Raw genomic sequence first — 16,524 nt, 5'->3', positions numbered from 1 at the left:
TTCCCGCGCCGGCGGGTTTGTTACGATAGCCCCCCACCGACCACGGACCGTCCCCTATGCCTGAAGCCCAGTCGCGCTTTCGCCGACGGTTGCTGCTGTACTACGGCCTGTTCACGCTGGGGTTGTTCGGCTTCGTCGGCATGATGGGGCTGCTGGAACGCTCGAATGCCGATGCGCTGTGGCTCGGCTACGTCTTCCTCTTCATCACCATCGCGATCTATGCCTGCATCGGGCTGATCTGCCGCACCTCTGACCTGAACGAGTATTACGTAGCCTCGCGGCGCGTGCCGGCGCTGTTCAACGGCATGGCGATTGCCGCCGACTGGATGAGCGCGGCGTCCTTCATCGGCCTGGCCGGCATCCTGTTTGCCTCGGGCTACGAAGGGCTGGCCTATGTGATGGGCTGGACCGGCGGCTACTGCCTGGTGGCCTTCCTGCTGGCGCCGTACCTGCGCAAGTACGGCGGCTACACCATTCCGGATTTCCTCGCAGCGCGCTACGGCAACGGCAAGCCGGGCGGCAACCTGCCAGTGCGCGCGATCGCGGTGCTGGCGGCTTCGCTCTGCTCCTTCGTCTACCTGGTGGCGCAGATCCAGGGCGTGGGGCTGGTGGTGACCCGCTTTATCGGCGTGGAGTTTGCCGTCGGCATCTTCTTCGGGCTGGCCGGCATCCTGGTGTGCTCGTTCCTTGGCGGCATGCGCGCGGTCACATGGACGCAGGTGGCGCAGTACATCATGATGATCGTGGCCTTCCTGGTCACGGTATCGATGATCGCCTGGAAGCATCACCACGAAGCGCTGCCGCAGCTCAGCTACGGCACGCTGCTGTCGCAACTCGACGCGCGCGAGCAGCAGCTGGAGCGCGAGCCGGCCGAGCAGGCCGTGCGCGAGTACTACCGGCAGCAGGCCATCCTGCTGCAGGAGCGCATCGCCCGACTGCCCGATTCCTTTGCCCAGGAGCGCGACGCGCTCGACGCGCGCCTGCAGGACCTGCGCACGCGCAATGCCCCGCTGCGCGAGATCAAGTCGCTGGAGCGCGAACGGCTGGAATTCCCGCGCGACCCCGCTGCGGCACAGCAACAATGGAACCAGCAGCGGGCCGACGCACTGGCCCGCAGCCGCCATTCGCTGTCATCGACCGAGCCCTATCCCGCGGCATCGGAGCAGGAACGCAAGACCAAGCGGCTGAATTTTGTCTTGCTGGTGTTCTGCCTGATGGTCGGCACCGCCAGCCTGCCGCACATCCTGACGCGGCTCTACACCACGCCGTCGGTCAAGGAAACGCGCAACTCCGTGGCCTGGGCCGTGTTCTTCATCGCCTTGCTGTACGTGTCCGCGCCCACGCTGGCTGCGCTGGTGAAATACGAGTTCTTCCAGCACCTGGTGGGCACCTCCTACGCCGAATTGCCGCAGTGGGTGGTGCAATGGCGCAAGGTCGATCCACCAGTGTTCGGCATCCGCGATGTCAACGGCGACGGCATCGTGCAATGGGCCGAGATCCTGCTCCAGCCCGACATGATCGTGCTGGCCGCCCCGGAAATCGCCGGCCTGCCATACGTGATCTCCGGCCTGATCGCCGCCGGCGCCCTGGCCGCGGCGCTGTCCACTGCCGACGGCCTGCTGCTGACCATCGCCAATGCGCTCTCGCACGACGTCTTCTATCACATGGTCGACCGCCAGGCGAGCCACCAGCGCCGCGTCACCACCGCCAAGATCGTGTTGCTGGGCGTGGCGCTTTTTGCCTCTTACGTCACATCGCTGCGCCCGGGCAATATCCTGTTCCTGGTCGGCGCCGCGTTCTCGCTGGCTGCCTCCAGTTTCTTCCCGGTACTGGTCCTCGGCATCTTCTGGCGCCGCACCACCGCCGCCGGCGCCGTCGCCGGCATGGCCGCCGGGCTGGGCATGGCGGTCTACTACATCATCGTCAACTACCCGTTCTTCACCCGCATGACCGGCATCTTCGGCAACCGCTGGTTCGGCGTCGACCCGATCGCCTCCGGCGCCTTCGGCGTGCCGGCCGGCTTCGCCGTGGCCATCATCGTCAGCCTGCTGACGCCACGCAATGCGCCGGTGATCGACCGGCTGGTGAGTTACCTGCGCAAGGGATAGGGCGGATGGGGTTGTCAAGTAAGGCGAGATACGGCGACGAAGCACTGGATTCGCCGGGCAACTCTGCTATAATCTCGGACTTCCCGGAGAGATGGATGAGTGGTTTAAGTCGCACGCCTGGAAAGCGTGTATAGGTTAATAGCCTATCGGGGGTTCGAATCCCCCTCTCTCCGCCAGAACACTGTGCAAAGCGAAGCCGCCCGTCTGGGCGGCTTTTTTGTTTCCAGTCTCCGGTGGCTTCGTAATGCCTGACGAGCTCAAAGAAAAGCCCTCGGCCAGGGTAGGCGAGGGCTGAAGTAGTAGTGGGCGAGTCGCGGGATCGCCCGTGAGGATGGTCGTATAGGACCTTGTATCGCGCATCCCTCTAAATAGAGGTGTTGCCGCAGGGCGACATGGCCATGCCCGTCACCGCCACGAAGTCATGGCTTCCATCCCGGCGCGCCGGATTGGCTGGGCGTGCCGATCCAGTTGTTCTGTCCGCCAAAGTTCTGTGTCCGTGAGAGGGCTTCCGCCATGTATCCGGTGCCCGGTATCCTCTCGGCCATGACCAAACTCACCTTCCAACTCGAAATCCGCCCCGCCTTGCCCGCAGACGCGCAAGCGGTGGAAGACATCCTGACCGACACCTACCTCGGCACCTGGAAGCCGCAACTGACAGCCGCTGCGGCAGCCGCCTTTGAACGGCAAGGCAAGACCCGAAGCTACGTCGAAGCGCGCCTGCAGGCATTCCGCGTAGCCTGCGTGGATGGCGTGCCCGCGGCCATGGTGGACTGGGAAAACAACTTTATCTGGGCCCTGCATGTCGGGCGGACATGGCAACGCATGGGGCTGGGCGGGGCGTTGCTGGCCCACGCCGAAGGCGAGATTGCCCGCGCCGGGCATCGCGAGGCGAGGCTGGAGACGGACACGTTCAACGTGCAAAGCCGCGCGTTCTACCGGCGCCATGGTTATGCCGAGATCGATTTCTATCCCGACGAGAGCTGGGATAGCGGCTTTACGACTGTGCTGTTGTCGAAAGCGCTGCCGCCAGCCTGAGCCTGCGCGCCGGCGCCGACATGGCATGGGTAGCCAACCTCATGCGCAAATTGCATGAACCTGCCTGCCTGCTCGTGAAAGAATCAGGCATCTCTTTCGATCTCTGCACTTGCCCCCATGTCCGACCCCATCGTCCACCTCAACGGCACCCTGATCCCCCTCTCCGAAGCCCGCATCCCCGTCCTCGACCGCGGCTTCATCTTTGGCGATGGCATCTACGAAGTCATCCCTTACTACAACGGCAAGCCATTCCGCGGGGACCAGCATCTGGCCCGCCTGCACCGCAGCCTGGAGGGCATCGGGATTCCCGATCCGTACAGCGCCGGGCAGTGGCTGGGGCTGGTCGGAGAGGTGGTCCAGGCCAACGGCCTGTCGGACCAGCTGGTCTACATCCAGGTGTCGCGCGGCGTCGCTAGGCGCACGCATGCGTTTCCGAAGGAGGTCGTGCCGACAGTGCTGATCATGACCAACCCGATGGCGTTGCCGTCGGCGCAGATGCTTGAGCAGGGCGTGGCGTGCGTGACGATGGAGGACCGGCGCTGGCTGAACTGCCAGATCAAGTCGACGTCGCTGCTGGGCAACGTGCTGGCGGCGCAGCATGCGGTGGAGCACGGCGTGATCGAGGCGATCCAGTTCCGGGATGGCTGGCTGACCGAGGCGTCGGCGTCCAATGTGTGGGTGGTGCGCGATGGCCGCGTGATGGCGCCGCCCAAGGACAACCTGATCCTGGAAGGCATCCGCTACGGGTTCATGGAAGAGGTCTGTGCCGCGATGGGGATTGCGCTGGAGGCGCGCCGCATCGCGAGGGAAGAGGTGTTCGCCGCCGATGAGGTGCTGCTGTCGTCGGCCAGCAAGGAGTTGCTGCCGGTGGTGACCATCGATGGCCGCGCCATTGGCAAGGGCGTGCCGGGGCCGGTCTTTGCCCGGCTTTACGCTGCGTACCAGGCTGCCAAGGCTGCGCTTTGAGCGGATTTGCGTGCGTGCTAGGATGCCTCGGGAATCATCGAGGAGTCAGCCATGGCCAAGCGTGAGCGTGGCCGGCGTGCCCTGCAGGACGAGGTTAGCCGGCGCATCCAGCAAATCTATGAAATCGGCGAGGACGGCGCCAAGGTCCGGGTGCCGGCGCCTGTGCCGCACGCGCGCGATGCCCGCGGGCGCAACTGGAATATGACGGGCTTCGGCAATGCGTCCGGCTACGAGGCCAGCATCCGCGCGGTGGTCGACAAGGTTCGCGACGAGTTCGACCTGAGCGAAGCGCCGGAGAACCGCGCGCCCAATCCGTTCGGGGACTGAAGCGCCGGCCGCCGTCCTAGTCGACCGATACGACGATGGCGACGCGCCGGTTTTCGGCGCGTCCGGCGGCGGTGCGGTTGTCGGCCACCGGGCGGCTCTTGTCGCGTCCGCGAACTTCGATGCTTTCCGGCGCAAAGCCGGCGCCCGCCAGCAGCCTTGCCACGGCTTCGGCGCGCCGCACTGACAGCGACTGGTTGTATTCGGCCGAGCCCGCGTCGTCGGTGTGGCCATCCACACGCAGGCGCTCGATGTTCGCGCCCTTCAGCGCCCGCCCGAGGCGCTGCACATTGGCGGCGCGCTCAGCGTCGATCAGGTCCTCATTGAATCCGAACAGCAGCTTGTCTGACAGGCCGAGTTCCCAGCCTTCATCGGTCAGCGCGAAACCTTCCTGCTTCAGCACCGCGACCTGGGCCGGAGACAACCCGGTGGCTGGCGGCGCGGTCTGGCAGCCGGCCAGCGACAGCCCCGTCAGCACGATGGCGGCGACCCAGAGTTTCCACAGGGACTTCCAGCAGGGCAGGGTCGGGCGTTCGGGCATGGGGGTTCTCACTGCGTGACGTCCAGGCGCGGCTCGGCGCTTTGCCAGGTGCCGCCGGAGCGCCGCTTGGCGCCGTACATGGCGGCGTCGGCTGCGTGCAGCAGCGCCTGGCTGCCTTGTGCGTGGACAGGGAAAACGGCCAGGCCGATGCTGAGCGACGCCTGCACCGTGCTGCCGTCGGGCAGGTCGATCGGGGCGGACATCGCGTGCAGGATATGCTCGGCGATATGGATGGCGTCGCGCGGCGCGCGCAGCGCTGCGGCCAGCACGGCGAATTCGTCGCCGCCGATGCGCGCCACGGTGTCGCTGGCGCGCAGGCTGGTGCGGATGCGCTGGGCCACGGCCACCAGCACGGCGTCGCCGGCAGCATGGCCGTGGCGGTCGTTGATGTTCTTGAAATCGTCACTGTCCAGGTACAGCACGGCCGCGTACTCGTCGTTGGCCGCGGCATGGCGCACGGCGTGCTCCAGCGCTTCGACGAAGGCGGCGCGGTTGAGCAGGCCGGTCAGCGCATCGTGGTTGGCGCGGTGGGCGAGCGAGCGGTTCTCGTGCTGCATCTGGTTCTGCCAGGTCTGCAGTTCGTCCAGCAGGCCGTTGAAGTCCTCGCTGAGGGCATTGAGTTCCGCGATGCTGGCTGGCGGCGTGCGCTGCGCGAAATCGCGCTTGGAGCGCACCGCGTGCGCCACGCGCATCAGGTTGCGCAGCGGCTCGACGATCTGCACCAGCAGCCGGCTGGCCAGGTAGTGGGCGCCGACGGCGGTCAGCAGCAGGCAGCCAAGCAGGCCGAGCGCGCCCTGCAGCAGGAAATGCAGCAGGTTGCGGGCGTTGCCACTGACGCGCAGCATGCCGACCGGTTGCGTCTGGTGCAGGATCGGTTGTTCCACGACGCCCATGCTCAGCCACTCGCTCAGCACGTGGCGCAAGCCGGTCAGTGGCGCCTGGCCGGGGCGCTGCCATTCGGCCAGCACGTGGTTGTCGTGGTCGTAGACGGTGGCGCGCGCGATGTCCTCGGACGCGGCGATGGCCGCCAGTGTCTCGCCGGTGGCCGCCTGGTCGCGGAATACGACCGGCGCTTCCAGCGTGTAGGCGATCGAGCGGGCCACCAGCCGCACGTTGTGTTCGGCATAGACGCGCAGTGCGGTCAGGCCAAGGGCGGTCAGCGAGACCCCGGCAGTGAATACCGCGATCAGCGCCACGCCCAGGTGGATCCGGCGCAGCACGCTGTAGAGGGTGGGGCGGGCGCCGTTGCCGCGCGCCGGCTGGTGCGCGCTCATGACGGCGCTCCCTTGCGGCGGCCCAGCTGCAGCACGCCGGGGTGCACATGCACGCCGCTGCGCGCGAGCGTGTCAAGGTTGACGCGGAACGAGACCTGCTGGTCGCGGATGTTCAGGCAGAACATGCTGCCGACCTCGCACTCGAAGTCTTCTTCGGCGATCACCAGTACCGGGCGGCCGGTCAGTTCGCCCGACAGGCGCTTGCGGCGGGCTTCGTTCATGGCGCCGACGTAGAGGGCATCGCAGGCCGGATGCAGCATGTCGGCCAGCACGTCGACCTGGCGCGTGCGCACCGACCGGCCGTTGGCGAGCGTGCCGCCTTCCATCAGCCGTGCGGAGTAGTGGCTGGTGCTGTCCACGCACAGTCGCACGGGGTCGCGCTCGACCGGCCAGCGTGCATACCCCAGCAGGCTGAAGACCACGCGCGCGACCAGGTCGGTGCGCTGCGGCGCGGGCTGCGCCGTCACCGCCGGCGGCAGCATGGCTGGCAGCACCGCCAGCGTCACGGCGAGCAGGGCCGGCAGGGCGCGGCGCAGCAGCGGGGGACGTCGGGCGGAATCGGCACCGGGAAGGGCGCTGGCTGGGGCAGGAGCCATGGTCTGGGGCAGGAGGTTCGGTACGGCCGGTGTGGGTGGCGGGCTGGCCGCAGCCGCGGTTATTGTCCGGGGGCCGGTTCCGGGCGGTCAAGCGTTAGCCGCGGGTGGGCTCGGCCCCGGAACGCGCTTGTGCGGGCATGATTCCGTGGGGCCAGTTTGCGACGCGGCGTGATACGGAATGTTTAACGGTTTTTCGTTGTTTTCCTGAAGTCAGGCTGGAACGCGCGCAGCGCTTCGCCGTGGCGGACACAACACTTAGAATGGGGCCATCGTCCCCAACGCGCGCCTCGCCGCCGCTTGCCGCCATGATTTCCGACCCGCTTTTCCGCTTCCTGCACGTTGCCGGCGTTGCCGTCTGGGTGGGCGGCATGTTCTTTGCCTACCTGTGCCTGCGGCCCGTGGCCGGCACCGTGCTGGAGCCGCCGCCGCGGCTGCGGCTCTGGCGCGGCGTGTTTGCCCGCTTCTTCCCGTGGGTGTGGGCGGCGGTGATCGCGATCCTGCTGAGCGGCGCGGCGATGATGGCCGCAGTGGGCATGTCCGCTTCCCCACGCAACTGGCACCTGATGATGGGCATCGGCCTCGTCATGACGGTGATTTTCTGCTACGTGTGGTTTGGGCCGTATCGCGTGCTGGGCCGGGCCGTGGAGGCCCAGGACTGGCCGGCCGCCGGTGCCGCGCTGAACCGCATCCGGCAGGCGGTGGGGACCAACCTGGTGCTCGGGCTGGTCAATATCGCCGTGGCCACGCTGGGGCGCTGGCTGGCCTGAGCGGCCCGATGCCCCGGCATGGCCCAGCATCGTCGCGTCACCACCAAGCAAAGGGAGAGCCGTTATGCGCGTCATCGCATGTCTTGCCATCCTTGGTCTTGCCGTGGCGGGCGCACCGGCCCGCGCTGAGCAAAGCAATGGCCTGAGCGCTGAATATGAACGCTGCATGGCCAAGGCCATGTCGACTGCCGACATGCTCGGCTGCGCCGCGGCCGAAACACGGGTCCAGGACGTGGCGCTGAACAGCGCCTATCAAGCCTTGCTGCGGCGGCTGGAAGCGCCGCGCACCGGCCAGTTGCGGGTGGCGCAGCGTGTCTGGCTGGAGTTCCGCCAGGCCAATTGCGCCTATATGGCCAATCCGGCCGGCGGCACCGCCGCGCGCGTGGCCGGGGCGACCTGCATGGCCCGGATGACGGCCGCGCGGGCGCGCGAATTGCGTGACTTCGCCACGGAGGCCGCAGCCCGGTGAGCGGGCCAGCCATGTGCTAGAGTTCCCCAGACACCTGTGCTGCGGCACGTCTCACCAGGAGATGGATCATGGCAAGTGAATCGCGGAACAACCTGAAGGCCTTTGTGCAAACGGCGCCCCAGGCGGGGCGCTATGTGTGGGTCATCGCGCTGGTGGACTTCGGCGCGCAGCAGATCCGGCGCGCCATCGTCTCGGACGACACCTTCACCACCTCGGATGCCGCGCGGGTAGCGGGCGAGGCCCAGCTCAAGGCGATGGCCGAAGACCACTAGGCTGGGGCCAGTGTTGCGCGCCGGCATCTTTGTGATCAACGGATACCGTTTCTTACAATGCGCCGGGATCGGTGCGCGCTAGACTGTGGGCATGTTCCTCCACTAGAAAGGACTCCCATGACACATCGCGCGCTCCGGCCGGCCAGGGCCCTCCTGCTGGCGGCCCTGCTGGGTTCCGGCCTGACGTTCAGTGCGGGGTCGATGGCCCAGGTGTCGGTCAACGTTGCCATCGGCGTACCACCGCCGGCCCCGATCTATGAGGTCGTGCCCACGCCGCGCTCAGGCTATGTCTGGGTGCCGGGCTACTGGGACTGGGATGACCACTACCACAAGCACGCCTGGAAGAAGGGGCGCTGGGAACGTGAACGCCCCGGCTATATCTATGAGTCGCCGCGCTGGATCCAGTCGCGCGACGGCTGGGTGCTGGTGCCGGGGCGCTGGGACCAGGGCGGGTACAAGGACAAGGGCCACAAGGACAAGGGCTATCACTGCCCGCCCGGCCACGCCAAGAAGGGCGAGTGCTGATGCGCCAGCCGCCCGGCGCCGCACGGTGACGCCGGGTGGCCTTGCCATGCTACGATCGCCGCCATGACAACCGCGCCCGCGCGGCGCATCGGCAGCGGATACCGGAGGTAGCAATGGCAAAGCACGTTTTCACGCGCGCGCAGTATCTCGACATCCTCAATGACAGCCTGCGCAAGCATCCCGGCTGGCAGCCCGGCATGGCCTTTGTGTTCCTGCCGCCTGGCGCCGATGCCAGCCAGGCCACGGCCGTGGGCTGCACCGGGCCGATGGAGGCCATTCCGGTCTATGCGGAAATCCAGCGGGTGGCCGCCGAACTGATCGAAGTCGGCAACGAATAGCGGCGCCGGTCGCCTTGCGGCCGGTGGGTGCCGCGGGTGCGTACAATACCGGCCTCTACAGACTTTCGGATAATGCCGTGAAGAAAACGGACCTGGAAAAAAACAAGGGCCTGAAGATCGCCAACAGCCTGAAGCAGGCTACGGCGGGGCGGGGTATTCCCGGCGGCGCTGCGCGCCCGGACCGGCGCGAACAGCGCCGGCTGGACCAGGAGCAAGGTCTGGTGCCCTTTGCGTGCAAGCTGGACGGCACGCTGGTCAAGCGCCTGCAGGCGCTTGCCGTGGATCACCCCGGTGGCATGACCGGGCTGCTCAATGAACTGCTGGCGGGCGCGTTGCCGCCGGAGCAGGCCGAGAGCTGAAACATGGTGGCCGCGCCCGCGGCCACCTGTCTGACCCCATCAGGTCACGAGCGGGTCAGTCCTCTTCTTCTTCGTCAAGGAATTCGCGGCGCAGCATCCAGTTGGCGATGGCTTCGTCGCAGATGCGCTTGAATTTCTGCTTGTCCGGCATCTTGTCGAACAGCTGGAAATTGACCAGCGCCATGCCGGCATCGGTGATATAGAACATCCGGCTCGGATCGTCATCATGGACGATGCGGCCATCGATGGCGTCTTCCTCGCTTTCCGCCGGCATGTCTTCTAGCTCGACTACGCGGCAGGTGAAGCGCGGGCTGCGGGTGTGGGTCAGATACTCGAACTCGTCGTGCATGACCTCGCCGCCTTTGCCTGCGATAACGGCGAAGCCCCAGATAAAGCGGGGCATCGGCAGATCGGACAGATCTTCAATCTCGTCCATGGTGTTCTCCCTGATTCAATCCCCACATTATCGCCCGGAACGCCGCCACCTCAAACGGTGACGTGGCGCTTAGGGCTTTGCGTGGCAGTTGGCCAGCGCTGGCGCGGCGTTTTCGGCCTGCATCAGGTCGCGCAGCGTGCCTTCCTCGCCCTTGGTCCACCATTCGTAGCGGCCGCCGACATAACGCGCGCCGGAGGCCGACACGGTGCTGACCGCCAGCACCGGCTTGCCTTCGATGCGGAACACCGCCGCCTGGTTGTCCGGGCTGTTGAAATAGCGCACGGAAAGCGTCTTGCCGCCGTCGCACTGGTAGCGCACGGTGCGCACGTCCGGGAAGCGCACGCCCTCGATGCCGGGCGCGCGGGCGGCGTGCGCCGCGGCGCAGGCGCCGACGGTTGCGAGCAGGGCCACGGCGCGGGCGCAGGACAGGATCGGGCGAGTGGTCATGGGTTTGCCTTGGTCAACAGGTGGTGTGTCAGCCAGTTGAGATGGGCGGCGCCGGCGGCGGTTGCGCCGGCGTCCGGGTCAGCCGAGCATGTAGCCGGCGGCGAGCGTGCGGAAGCTCTCGATTTCGCGCGCCTGCCAGGCCTCGCTCTCGCCGAGTTCCTCGGCCAGGATCGCGGCCACGGCCGGCGCGGCATCCACGGCGGCTCGCGCGTCCAGGAACAGCGCGCGGTTGCGGCGGGCCAACACGTCCTCGACCCGGCGCGCCAGTTCGTGCCGGGCCGCAAAGCGCACGTGCGCCTCGGTCAGGCCCGACGCCGGTGCCAGCATCCGGTCATATCCGGGCAGCGCGCGCAGCAGGTCCAGCTCATTGCCGTAGTAGCGGTCCGGCGAGCCTGAATCCGGCGGCGGCAGCCCGGCCGGCAGCCCCGCCGCGCCGTGCAGGGGCAGCTCGGCGGTCACGCACGGGGCCGCGCGAACCATCTGGCGCTGGATCGCGGTCTCGATCACGTCTTCGGCCATCTTGCGGTAAGTGGTCCACTTGCCGCCGGTGACGGTGATCAGCCCGGCCTTGGAAACCAGGATCGTATGCTCGCGCGACAGCGACGCGGTCGAGGCCTCGCCGGTGGCCCGCACCAGCGGCCGCAGGCCGGCCCAGACGCTGGTGACGTCGGCACGGGTCGGGTCCCTGGCAAGGTAGCGCGACGCGGTTTCCAGGATGAAATCGACGTCGTCGGCTCCGGCGTCGGGCTCCAGCGGCAGGTCGCGGCGCGGCGTGTCGGTGGTGCCGACAATGGTGTGGCCGTTCCATGGCACCACGAACAGCACCCGGCCGTCGTCGGTCTTGGGGATCAGGATGGCGCGCTCGCCCGGCAGGAAGCTGCGCGGCAGCGTCAGGTGCACGCCCTGGCTGGGCGCGACCATGGCGCGCGCGTGGCCGTCCTCCATCTGCCGGATCGCATCGACCCACACGCCGGTGGCGTTGATCACGCAGTCGGCGCGCAGGTGGAAGGTGGCGTCGCCCAGCACATCCTGCACGGTCATGCCGCTGATCACGCCGCCTTGCTGGCTCAGGCCCGTCACGCGCATGTAGTTGACCGCGGTGCCGCCCACGTCGAACAGGGTACGCATCAGCGCCACCGCCAGCCGCGCATCGTCGAACTGGCCGTCGAAATACAGGTTGCCGCCGCGCAGCGGACGCCCGCCGACGTGCTCGGCCAGGTTGGGCGCCGCAGCCAGCACCTCGCGGTGATTCAGCCAGCGGCTGCCGGCCAGGTTGAGGTCGCCAGCCAGCATGTCGTAGACCTTGAGGCCGATGCCGTAGAAGGGCTGGTCGAACAGCTGGTAGGCCGGCACCACGAAGCCCAGCGGCCACACCACGTGCGGCGCGTTGCGCGCCAGCAGGCCACGCTCGTGCAGGGCCTCGCGCACCAGGCTGATATTGCCCTGGGCCAGGTAGCGCACGCCGCCATGGACCAGCTTGGTGGCCTTGCTGGAGGTGCCCTTGGCAAAATCCGCGGCTTCGACCAGCAGCGTGCGGTAGCCGCGCGAGGCGGCATCGACTGCGGTGCCCAGGCCGGTGGCGCCGCCGCCGATGACGATCACATCCCAGCGCGGCTCGCGCTCCAGGGTGGCGAGCAGGGCGGCGCGGTCGGGGGGCTGGATCGGGGTGGAGACTCTCTGCATGACGCTTTTTTTGGGGAGTGTGTTCGGGGTGGGCCGGCGCTCAGGCGTGGCTGCCGTTGGCTTGGTCCTCGCGCGCCCAGTCGCGCGCGCGGTCGACGGCGCGATGCCAGCGCGCCAGCCGGTGGCCGCGCGCGTCAGCCGACAGGTTCGGCTCAAAGCGCCGCTCCACCTGCCATTGCTGCGCGATCTCTGCCGGATCGCTCCAGTAGCCGGTGGCCAGGCCCGCCAGGTAGGCGGCGCCCAGCGCGGTGGTTTCGGTCACGCGCGGGCGGACCACCGGGGTGCCGAGCAGGTCGGCCTGCATCTGCATCAGCAGGTCGCTGCGCGAGGCGCCGCCGTCCACGCGCAGCTCGGCCAGCGAGATGCCGGCGTCCTTCTGCATGGCTTCCAGCACATCGACGCTCTGCAGCGCGATCGATTCCAGCGCGGCGCGCGCGATCTGCGGCCGGCCCGTGCCGCGCGTCATGCCGACCAGCGTGCCGCGTGCAAAGGGGTCCCAGTGCGGCGCGCCCAGGCCGGCAAAGGCGGGCACCAGCACCACGCCGCCGGTGTCGTCGCACTGGCGCGCGAGCGGCTCGACCTCGGGCGCGCTGTTGATGATCTTCAGGCCGTCGCGCAGCCACTGGATGGTGGCGCCGCCCATGAACACGCCGCCTTCCAGGCAATATTGCGTCTGGCCGCGGATCTGCCAGCCGATCGTGGTCAGCAGCCGGTTGTGCGACGTGACCGGCTGCGAGCCGGTATTCATCAGCAGGAAGCAGCCGGTGCCGTAGGTGTTCTTGGCCATGCCCGGCGACAGGCAGGCCTGGCCGAAGGTGGCGGCCTGCTGGTCGCCGGCGATGCCGGCAATGGGGATCTGCATGCCGAAGAGCCGCGCCGAGGTGCGCGCCACCTCGCCGCTGGACGCCACCACCTCAGGCAGCAGCGCGTGCGGGATGTCGAGCAGCGCCAGCAGCGCGTCGTCCCACTCGAAGCTGTGGATATTGAACAGCATCGTGCGCGAGGCATTTGACACATCAGTGACATGGCGCGCGCCGTCGGTCAGCTGCCAGATCAGCCAGCTGTCGACGGTGCCGAAGGCCAGTTCGCCGCGCTGGGCGCGTTCGCGCGCGCCTTCGATGTTGTCGAGCATCCAGCGCAGCTTGGTGCCGGAGAAGTAGGCATCGATGATCAGGCCGGTCTTGTCGCGGAACAGTTCGCCGTGGCCGGCGGCCTGCAGTGCCTCGCACATGGGCGCGGTGCGGCGGTCCTGCCAGACCAGCGCGCGCCCGACCGGCTCGCCGGTCTTGCGGTCCCACAGCACAGTGGTCTCGCGCTGGTTGGTGATGCCGATGGCGCGCACCTGCGAGGCAGAGATGCCGGCATCGGCCAGCACCGCGTGCGCCACCGCCAGCTGCGATTGCCAGATCTCGTAAGGGTCGTGCTCGACATGGCCGGGATGTGGGTAATATTGGCGGAACTCGCGCTGCGCGAGTCGCACCACATTGCCGGCATGGTCGAACAGGATGGCCCGCGAGCTGCTGGTGCCCTGGTCGAGCGCCAGCACATATTGCGGCTCGGTGGGAAGCTGGGACGATGCAGGGCGCTGGGCCTGCGCGGCTGGCTGGTTCATGCGTTCAATCCTGACAATGACAAAGCGCGCCGGCCCGGCCGGCGCATGGATTCCTGATGGCTGAAACGTCTTCGTTGCCGCCCGCGGACCCCGCGGGCAACCTCGCCGCGCAGATTGCCGCCTCGCTGGCGGCGCGCAGCGGCTTCGATGCCGCCGCCAAGCTGCGCCTGATGGTGGCCGGCCAGCAGGTTGGCTGGCTGCCGCGCGCCCATGCGGCAATCCTGCGTGGCATGGGCGCCATCCTCGGCCCGGACGAGCGCCTGGCCAATGGCACCACGGCGGTTGAACTGCTGCCCGGGCGCAATGACTTCGACGCGCGCAGCGCCGCGCTGCAGGCGCTGGCCCGCCAGCTGGCCGATGCCGGCCACGTGCGCGGCTGGCGCGATGAACTGTTCGCGGTCACGCCCGCGCTGGACGCGCCCGCACTCGGCGTGGTGGAACGCGCGGCGGCGCGCTTTCTCGGGCTGCTGACCTTTGCCTCGCACATGAACGGTATTGTCGATGGCGATGTGGATGGCGGTCCCGCGCTGTGGATCTCGCGGCGCAGCCCGGCCAAGTCGGTCGACCCCGGCATGTGGGACAACCTGGTTGCCGGCGGCATGCCGCACGGCAGCGATCCGCTGGCGACGCTGGTGCGCGAATGCGAGGAAGAATCCGGCATCCCGCCCGCGCTGGCGCAGGGCGCGCAGGCCCACGGCGTGATCGAGGTGCTGCGCGACCTGCCCGAAGGCGTACAGTGGGAGCAGGTCTGCGTCTACGACCTGCTGCTGCCGCCCGGCTTCACGCCGCGCAACCAGGATGGCGAGGTCAGCGAGCACCGGTGCGTCGATGTGGTCGCATTGCTTGCTATCATGTCGGCCGGCGCCATGACGGTCGATGCGACACTGGTGACGCTGGATGCCCTTGGGCGGCGCGGCTGGCTCGGTCCTGACCAGCGCGCCTGAGCCGTCGCCGCGGGTTCCGCCTGTGCCGGTCTTGCCGACCTCGCTGACCTGATTTTCCCGGCCTTGCGCCGCGCCATTCCGACAGAACAACACACCATGAGCAACACCGGATTCATCCTGACCCTCTCGTGCCCCGACCAGCCGGGCATCGTCCATGCCGTCTCGGGCCTGCTGTTCCAGCACGGCTGCAATATCGTCGATTCCGACCAGTACGGTGACGAGTACACCGGCCGCTTCTTCATGCGCGTGCATTTCACGCCGGCCGCCGGCGGCCCGGACCTGGACACGCTGAAGGCCGCGTTCGCGCCGGTGGGCGACCAGTTCGGCATGCAGTGGGAACTGAACGACGCCGCCGTCAAGCCGCGCGTGATGATCATGGTGTCCAAGATCGGCCACTGCCTGAATGACCTGCTGTTCCGCGCCAAGGTGGGCGGCTTGCCGGTCGAGATCGCGGCCATCGTCTCGAACCACCGCGACTTCTACCAGCTGGCGGCGTCGTACGACGTGCCGTTCTTCCACTTGCCGCTGATGAACGCCTCGGCCGAGCAGAAGGCCGCGCAGGAAGCGCGCGTCTTCGACGTGGTGCAGGAGCAGAAGATCGACCTGGTGGTGCTGGCGCGCTACATGCAGGTGCTGTCCGACGACCTGTGCCGCAAGCTGGCCGGCCGCGCGATCAATATCCACCACTCGTTCCTGCCCAGCTTCAAGGGCGCCAAGCCGTACTACCAGGCGCATGAGCGCGGCGTGAAGCTGATCGGGGCGACCGCGCACTACGTCACCGCCGCCCTGGACGAAGGCCCGATCATCGAGCAGGAGATCGAGCGCGTGGACCACAGCATGGACCCGGAGCAATTGACCGCCGTCGGCCGCGACGTGGAATGCGTGGCACTGGCGCGCGCGGTCAAGTGGCATGCCGAACACCGTATCCTGCTGAACGGCCACAAGACCGTGGTGTTCAAGTAAGCTCGCCGTCCCCCGGTTCCCGCGCCCGCGGGAATCCTGCCGCTTCACGGCGGCCGCATCCCCGCCGGCGCGGGGATGCCGGGCCAGCGGGTCAGTCCCGCTCCGCCACCACACACTTCACCCCACTGTCGGCAACGATCTGGTCGAACGGCGCTGCCAGCGGCTCATCGGTAAAGAGCCGGTCGACCTGCGACACGTGCGCCAGTTCCACCATCGCCTGGCGGTTGAACTTGCTGGCGTCCGCTGCCAGCCACACCTCGCGTGAATGTTCGATGATGGTCCGCGCCACCTTGACCTCGCGGAAGTCGTAGTCGCGCAGTGTGCCGTCGGTCTCGATGCCCGAGATGCCGATCAGCCCGATATCGACCTTGAACTGGCGGATGAACTCCACCGTGGCCTCGCCCACGATGCCGCGGTCGCGTGAGCGCAGCACGCCGCCGGCGACGATGACCTCGCAATCGGGGTTGTCGGCAAGGATATTGGCCACGTTCAGGTTGTTGGTGATCACGCGCAGCCCGCGGTGGTGCATCAACTCGCGCGCTATCTCTTCCACCGTGGTGCCGATGTTCAGGATCAGCGAGCAGCCCTCGGGCACCACGGCGGCCACCGCGCGCGCGATGCGCGCCTTGCCCTCGGCATTGAGCACCTGCCGCTGCCGGTAGGCGATGTTCTCGGTGGTGGAGCCCTCCACCCGCACCCCGCCATGGAAGCGCGCCAGCATGCCGTACTCGGCCAGCAGGTTGACGTCGCGGCGTACCGTCTGGAGCGTGACGCCGAACTTGCGCGCAAGTTCGTCGATGGAGGCAAAGCCCTGGGTGCGGACTTCTTCGAGCAGGGCCGTCTGGCGGGGATTCAGGGTCATGCC

Annotated in this window: 20 protein-coding genes and 1 tRNA gene; 13 read left to right on the top strand and 8 right to left on the bottom strand. The window is 67.9% G+C overall.

Translation table 11 applies throughout. From position 1 onward, the window contains the following. Positions 1 to 56: 56 nt before the first annotated feature. The 5 genes from CNE_RS11725 to CNE_RS11705 all read left to right on the top strand — a co-directional run bounded on the left by CNE_RS11725 (position 57) and on the right by CNE_RS11705 (position 4,436). A complete protein-coding gene (locus CNE_RS11725) occupies positions 57 to 2,108 on the top strand; it encodes a VC_2705 family sodium/solute symporter (protein WP_013957335.1) in 2,052 nt (683 codons plus the stop codon). 85 nt (positions 2,109 to 2,193) lie between these two features. Further along, a tRNA-Ser gene (locus CNE_RS11720) sits at positions 2,194 to 2,284 on the top strand. A gap of 367 nt (positions 2,285 to 2,651) precedes the next feature. Beyond that, positions 2,652 to 3,143, top strand: a complete 492-nt coding sequence (locus tag CNE_RS11715) for a GNAT family N-acetyltransferase (protein ID WP_041228425.1) — start codon at positions 2,652 to 2,654, stop codon at positions 3,141 to 3,143. 117 nt (positions 3,144 to 3,260) lie between these two features. Beyond that, the gene (locus CNE_RS11710; RefSeq protein WP_013957333.1) at positions 3,261 to 4,109 is read left to right on the top strand and encodes a D-amino acid aminotransferase; all 849 of its coding nucleotides are present in this window, start codon (positions 3,261 to 3,263) and stop codon (positions 4,107 to 4,109) included. Positions 4,110 to 4,160: 51 nt separating this feature from the next. After that, the gene (locus CNE_RS11705) at positions 4,161 to 4,436 is read left to right on the top strand and encodes a hypothetical protein (protein WP_013957332.1); all 276 of its coding nucleotides are present in this window, start codon (positions 4,161 to 4,163) and stop codon (positions 4,434 to 4,436) included. A 16-nt stretch (positions 4,437 to 4,452) separates the two neighbouring features. On the opposite strand, the gene CNE_RS11700 is transcribed toward CNE_RS11705, so the two are convergent. From CNE_RS11700 to CNE_RS11690, 3 genes are read right to left on the bottom strand one after another with little or no spacing between them, the layout of a single operon-like run. After that, positions 4,453 to 4,974: an OmpA family protein gene (locus CNE_RS11700; RefSeq protein ID WP_013957331.1), complete on the bottom strand. Its 522-nt coding sequence runs from the start codon at positions 4,972 to 4,974 to the stop codon at positions 4,453 to 4,455. Between the two features lie 8 nt (positions 4,975 to 4,982). Continuing rightward, entirely contained in the window at positions 4,983 to 6,248 is a 1,266-nt protein-coding gene (locus CNE_RS11695) for a diguanylate cyclase domain-containing protein (protein ID WP_013957330.1), read from the bottom strand. Next, positions 6,245 to 6,844, bottom strand: coding sequence for a YfiR family protein (locus CNE_RS11690; RefSeq protein WP_013957329.1), 600 nt, complete (start codon positions 6,842 to 6,844; stop codon positions 6,245 to 6,247). The genes CNE_RS11695 and CNE_RS11690 overlap by 4 nt, the downstream gene beginning before the upstream one ends. Positions 6,845 to 7,149: 305 nt before the next feature. On the opposite strand from CNE_RS11690, the gene CNE_RS11685 reads away from it, so the two are divergent. The 6 genes from CNE_RS11685 to CNE_RS11660 all read left to right on the top strand — a co-directional run bounded on the left by CNE_RS11685 (position 7,150) and on the right by CNE_RS11660 (position 9,574). After that, the gene (locus CNE_RS11685; protein WP_041228008.1) at positions 7,150 to 7,611 is read left to right on the top strand and encodes a CopD family protein; all 462 of its coding nucleotides are present in this window, start codon (positions 7,150 to 7,152) and stop codon (positions 7,609 to 7,611) included. A gap of 166 nt (positions 7,612 to 7,777) precedes the next feature. Then, entirely contained in the window at positions 7,778 to 8,080 is a 303-nt protein-coding gene (locus CNE_RS11680) for a lysozyme inhibitor LprI family protein (RefSeq protein ID WP_148271580.1), read from the top strand. Positions 8,081 to 8,148: 68 nt separating this feature from the next. After that, positions 8,149 to 8,352 carry a hypothetical protein gene (locus tag CNE_RS11675; RefSeq protein WP_010814357.1) on the top strand — a complete coding sequence of 68 codons (204 nt, stop codon included), beginning with the start codon at positions 8,149 to 8,151 and terminating at the stop codon, positions 8,350 to 8,352. A 117-nt stretch (positions 8,353 to 8,469) separates the two neighbouring features. Further along, on the top strand, positions 8,470 to 8,877 hold the full coding sequence (locus CNE_RS11670; protein WP_013957326.1) for a YXWGXW repeat-containing protein: 408 nt from the start codon (positions 8,470 to 8,472) through the stop codon (positions 8,875 to 8,877). 113 nt (positions 8,878 to 8,990) lie between these two features. Further along, on the top strand, positions 8,991 to 9,215 hold the full coding sequence (locus tag CNE_RS11665) for a hypothetical protein (RefSeq protein WP_010814355.1): 225 nt from the start codon (positions 8,991 to 8,993) through the stop codon (positions 9,213 to 9,215). A 77-nt stretch (positions 9,216 to 9,292) separates the two neighbouring features. Next, a complete protein-coding gene (locus tag CNE_RS11660) occupies positions 9,293 to 9,574 on the top strand; it encodes a hypothetical protein (protein WP_041228006.1) in 282 nt (93 codons plus the stop codon). Between the two features lie 55 nt (positions 9,575 to 9,629). Here the strand turns inward: CNE_RS11660 and CNE_RS11655 are convergent, their stop codons facing one another. The 4 genes from CNE_RS11655 to glpK form a co-directional block, all read right to left on the bottom strand. Further along, positions 9,630 to 10,010: a hypothetical protein gene (locus CNE_RS11655; RefSeq protein WP_013957324.1), complete on the bottom strand. Its 381-nt coding sequence runs from the start codon at positions 10,008 to 10,010 to the stop codon at positions 9,630 to 9,632. Between the two features lie 69 nt (positions 10,011 to 10,079). Beyond that, positions 10,080 to 10,457, bottom strand: coding sequence for an MliC family protein (locus CNE_RS11650; protein WP_013957323.1), 378 nt, complete (start codon positions 10,455 to 10,457; stop codon positions 10,080 to 10,082). Positions 10,458 to 10,535: 78 nt separating this feature from the next. After that, complete coding sequence (locus CNE_RS11645) at positions 10,536 to 12,140, bottom strand: glycerol-3-phosphate dehydrogenase/oxidase (RefSeq protein WP_013957322.1); 1,605 nt, start codon at positions 12,138 to 12,140, stop codon at positions 10,536 to 10,538. A gap of 40 nt (positions 12,141 to 12,180) precedes the next feature. Next, a complete protein-coding gene (glpK, locus tag CNE_RS11640; protein ID WP_013957321.1) occupies positions 12,181 to 13,752 on the bottom strand; it encodes a glycerol kinase GlpK in 1,572 nt (523 codons plus the stop codon). Positions 13,753 to 13,808: 56 nt separating this feature from the next. On the opposite strand from glpK, the gene CNE_RS11635 reads away from it, so the two are divergent. Then, positions 13,809 to 14,696: an NUDIX hydrolase gene (locus CNE_RS11635; RefSeq protein ID WP_013957320.1), complete on the top strand. Its 888-nt coding sequence runs from the start codon at positions 13,809 to 13,811 to the stop codon at positions 14,694 to 14,696. A gap of 96 nt (positions 14,697 to 14,792) precedes the next feature. Further along, a complete protein-coding gene (purU, locus tag CNE_RS11630; RefSeq protein WP_013957319.1) occupies positions 14,793 to 15,659 on the top strand; it encodes a formyltetrahydrofolate deformylase in 867 nt (288 codons plus the stop codon). Between the two features lie 91 nt (positions 15,660 to 15,750). Here the strand turns inward: purU and CNE_RS11625 are convergent, their stop codons facing one another. Continuing rightward, positions 15,751 to 16,521: a DeoR/GlpR family DNA-binding transcription regulator gene (locus CNE_RS11625; protein ID WP_013957318.1), complete on the bottom strand. Its 771-nt coding sequence runs from the start codon at positions 16,519 to 16,521 to the stop codon at positions 15,751 to 15,753. Positions 16,522 to 16,524: the final 3 nt, after the last annotated feature.

This window comes from Cupriavidus necator N-1 (genome assembly GCF_000219215.1).
In the GTDB taxonomy this organism is placed as follows: domain Bacteria; phylum Pseudomonadota; class Gammaproteobacteria; order Burkholderiales; family Burkholderiaceae; genus Cupriavidus; species Cupriavidus necator.
This window is presented reverse-complemented; position numbering and strand designations above follow the sequence as displayed.

What these genes read in the sequence shown, in the direction of transcription:
- CNE_RS11710 (WP_013957333.1), top strand. Translation starts at nt 3,261, where the DNA reads ATGTCCGACCCCATCGTCCACCTCAACGGCACCCTGATCCCCCTCTCC.
- purU (WP_013957319.1), top strand. Translation starts at nt 14,793, where the DNA reads ATGAGCAACACCGGATTCATCCTGACCCTCTCGTGCCCCGACCAGCCG.
- CNE_RS11685 (WP_041228008.1), top strand. Translation starts at nt 7,150, where the DNA reads ATGATTTCCGACCCGCTTTTCCGCTTCCTGCACGTTGCCGGCGTTGCC.
- glpK (WP_013957321.1), bottom strand. Translation starts at nt 13,752, where the DNA reads ATGAACCAGCCAGCCGCGCAGGCCCAGCGCCCTGCATCGTCCCAGCTT.
- CNE_RS11705 (WP_013957332.1), top strand. Translation starts at nt 4,161, where the DNA reads ATGGCCAAGCGTGAGCGTGGCCGGCGTGCCCTGCAGGACGAGGTTAGC.
- CNE_RS11725 (WP_013957335.1), top strand. Translation starts at nt 57, where the DNA reads ATGCCTGAAGCCCAGTCGCGCTTTCGCCGACGGTTGCTGCTGTACTAC.
- CNE_RS11715 (WP_041228425.1), top strand. Translation starts at nt 2,652, where the DNA reads ATGACCAAACTCACCTTCCAACTCGAAATCCGCCCCGCCTTGCCCGCA.
- CNE_RS11650 (WP_013957323.1), bottom strand. Translation starts at nt 10,457, where the DNA reads ATGACCACTCGCCCGATCCTGTCCTGCGCCCGCGCCGTGGCCCTGCTC.
- CNE_RS11680 (WP_148271580.1), top strand. Translation starts at nt 7,778, where the DNA reads ATGGCCAAGGCCATGTCGACTGCCGACATGCTCGGCTGCGCCGCGGCC.
- CNE_RS11690 (WP_013957329.1), bottom strand. Translation starts at nt 6,844, where the DNA reads ATGGCTCCTGCCCCAGCCAGCGCCCTTCCCGGTGCCGATTCCGCCCGA.
- CNE_RS11700 (WP_013957331.1), bottom strand. Translation starts at nt 4,974, where the DNA reads ATGCCCGAACGCCCGACCCTGCCCTGCTGGAAGTCCCTGTGGAAACTC.
- CNE_RS11665 (WP_010814355.1), top strand. Translation starts at nt 8,991, where the DNA reads ATGGCAAAGCACGTTTTCACGCGCGCGCAGTATCTCGACATCCTCAAT.
- CNE_RS11675 (WP_010814357.1), top strand. Translation starts at nt 8,149, where the DNA reads ATGGCAAGTGAATCGCGGAACAACCTGAAGGCCTTTGTGCAAACGGCG.
- CNE_RS11670 (WP_013957326.1), top strand. Translation starts at nt 8,470, where the DNA reads ATGACACATCGCGCGCTCCGGCCGGCCAGGGCCCTCCTGCTGGCGGCC.
- CNE_RS11695 (WP_013957330.1), bottom strand. Translation starts at nt 6,248, where the DNA reads ATGAGCGCGCACCAGCCGGCGCGCGGCAACGGCGCCCGCCCCACCCTC.
- CNE_RS11635 (WP_013957320.1), top strand. Translation starts at nt 13,809, where the DNA reads ATGGCTGAAACGTCTTCGTTGCCGCCCGCGGACCCCGCGGGCAACCTC.
- CNE_RS11645 (WP_013957322.1), bottom strand. Translation starts at nt 12,140, where the DNA reads ATGCAGAGAGTCTCCACCCCGATCCAGCCCCCCGACCGCGCCGCCCTG.
- CNE_RS11655 (WP_013957324.1), bottom strand. Translation starts at nt 10,010, where the DNA reads ATGGACGAGATTGAAGATCTGTCCGATCTGCCGATGCCCCGCTTTATC.
- CNE_RS11625 (WP_013957318.1), bottom strand. Translation starts at nt 16,521, where the DNA reads ATGACCCTGAATCCCCGCCAGACGGCCCTGCTCGAAGAAGTCCGCACC.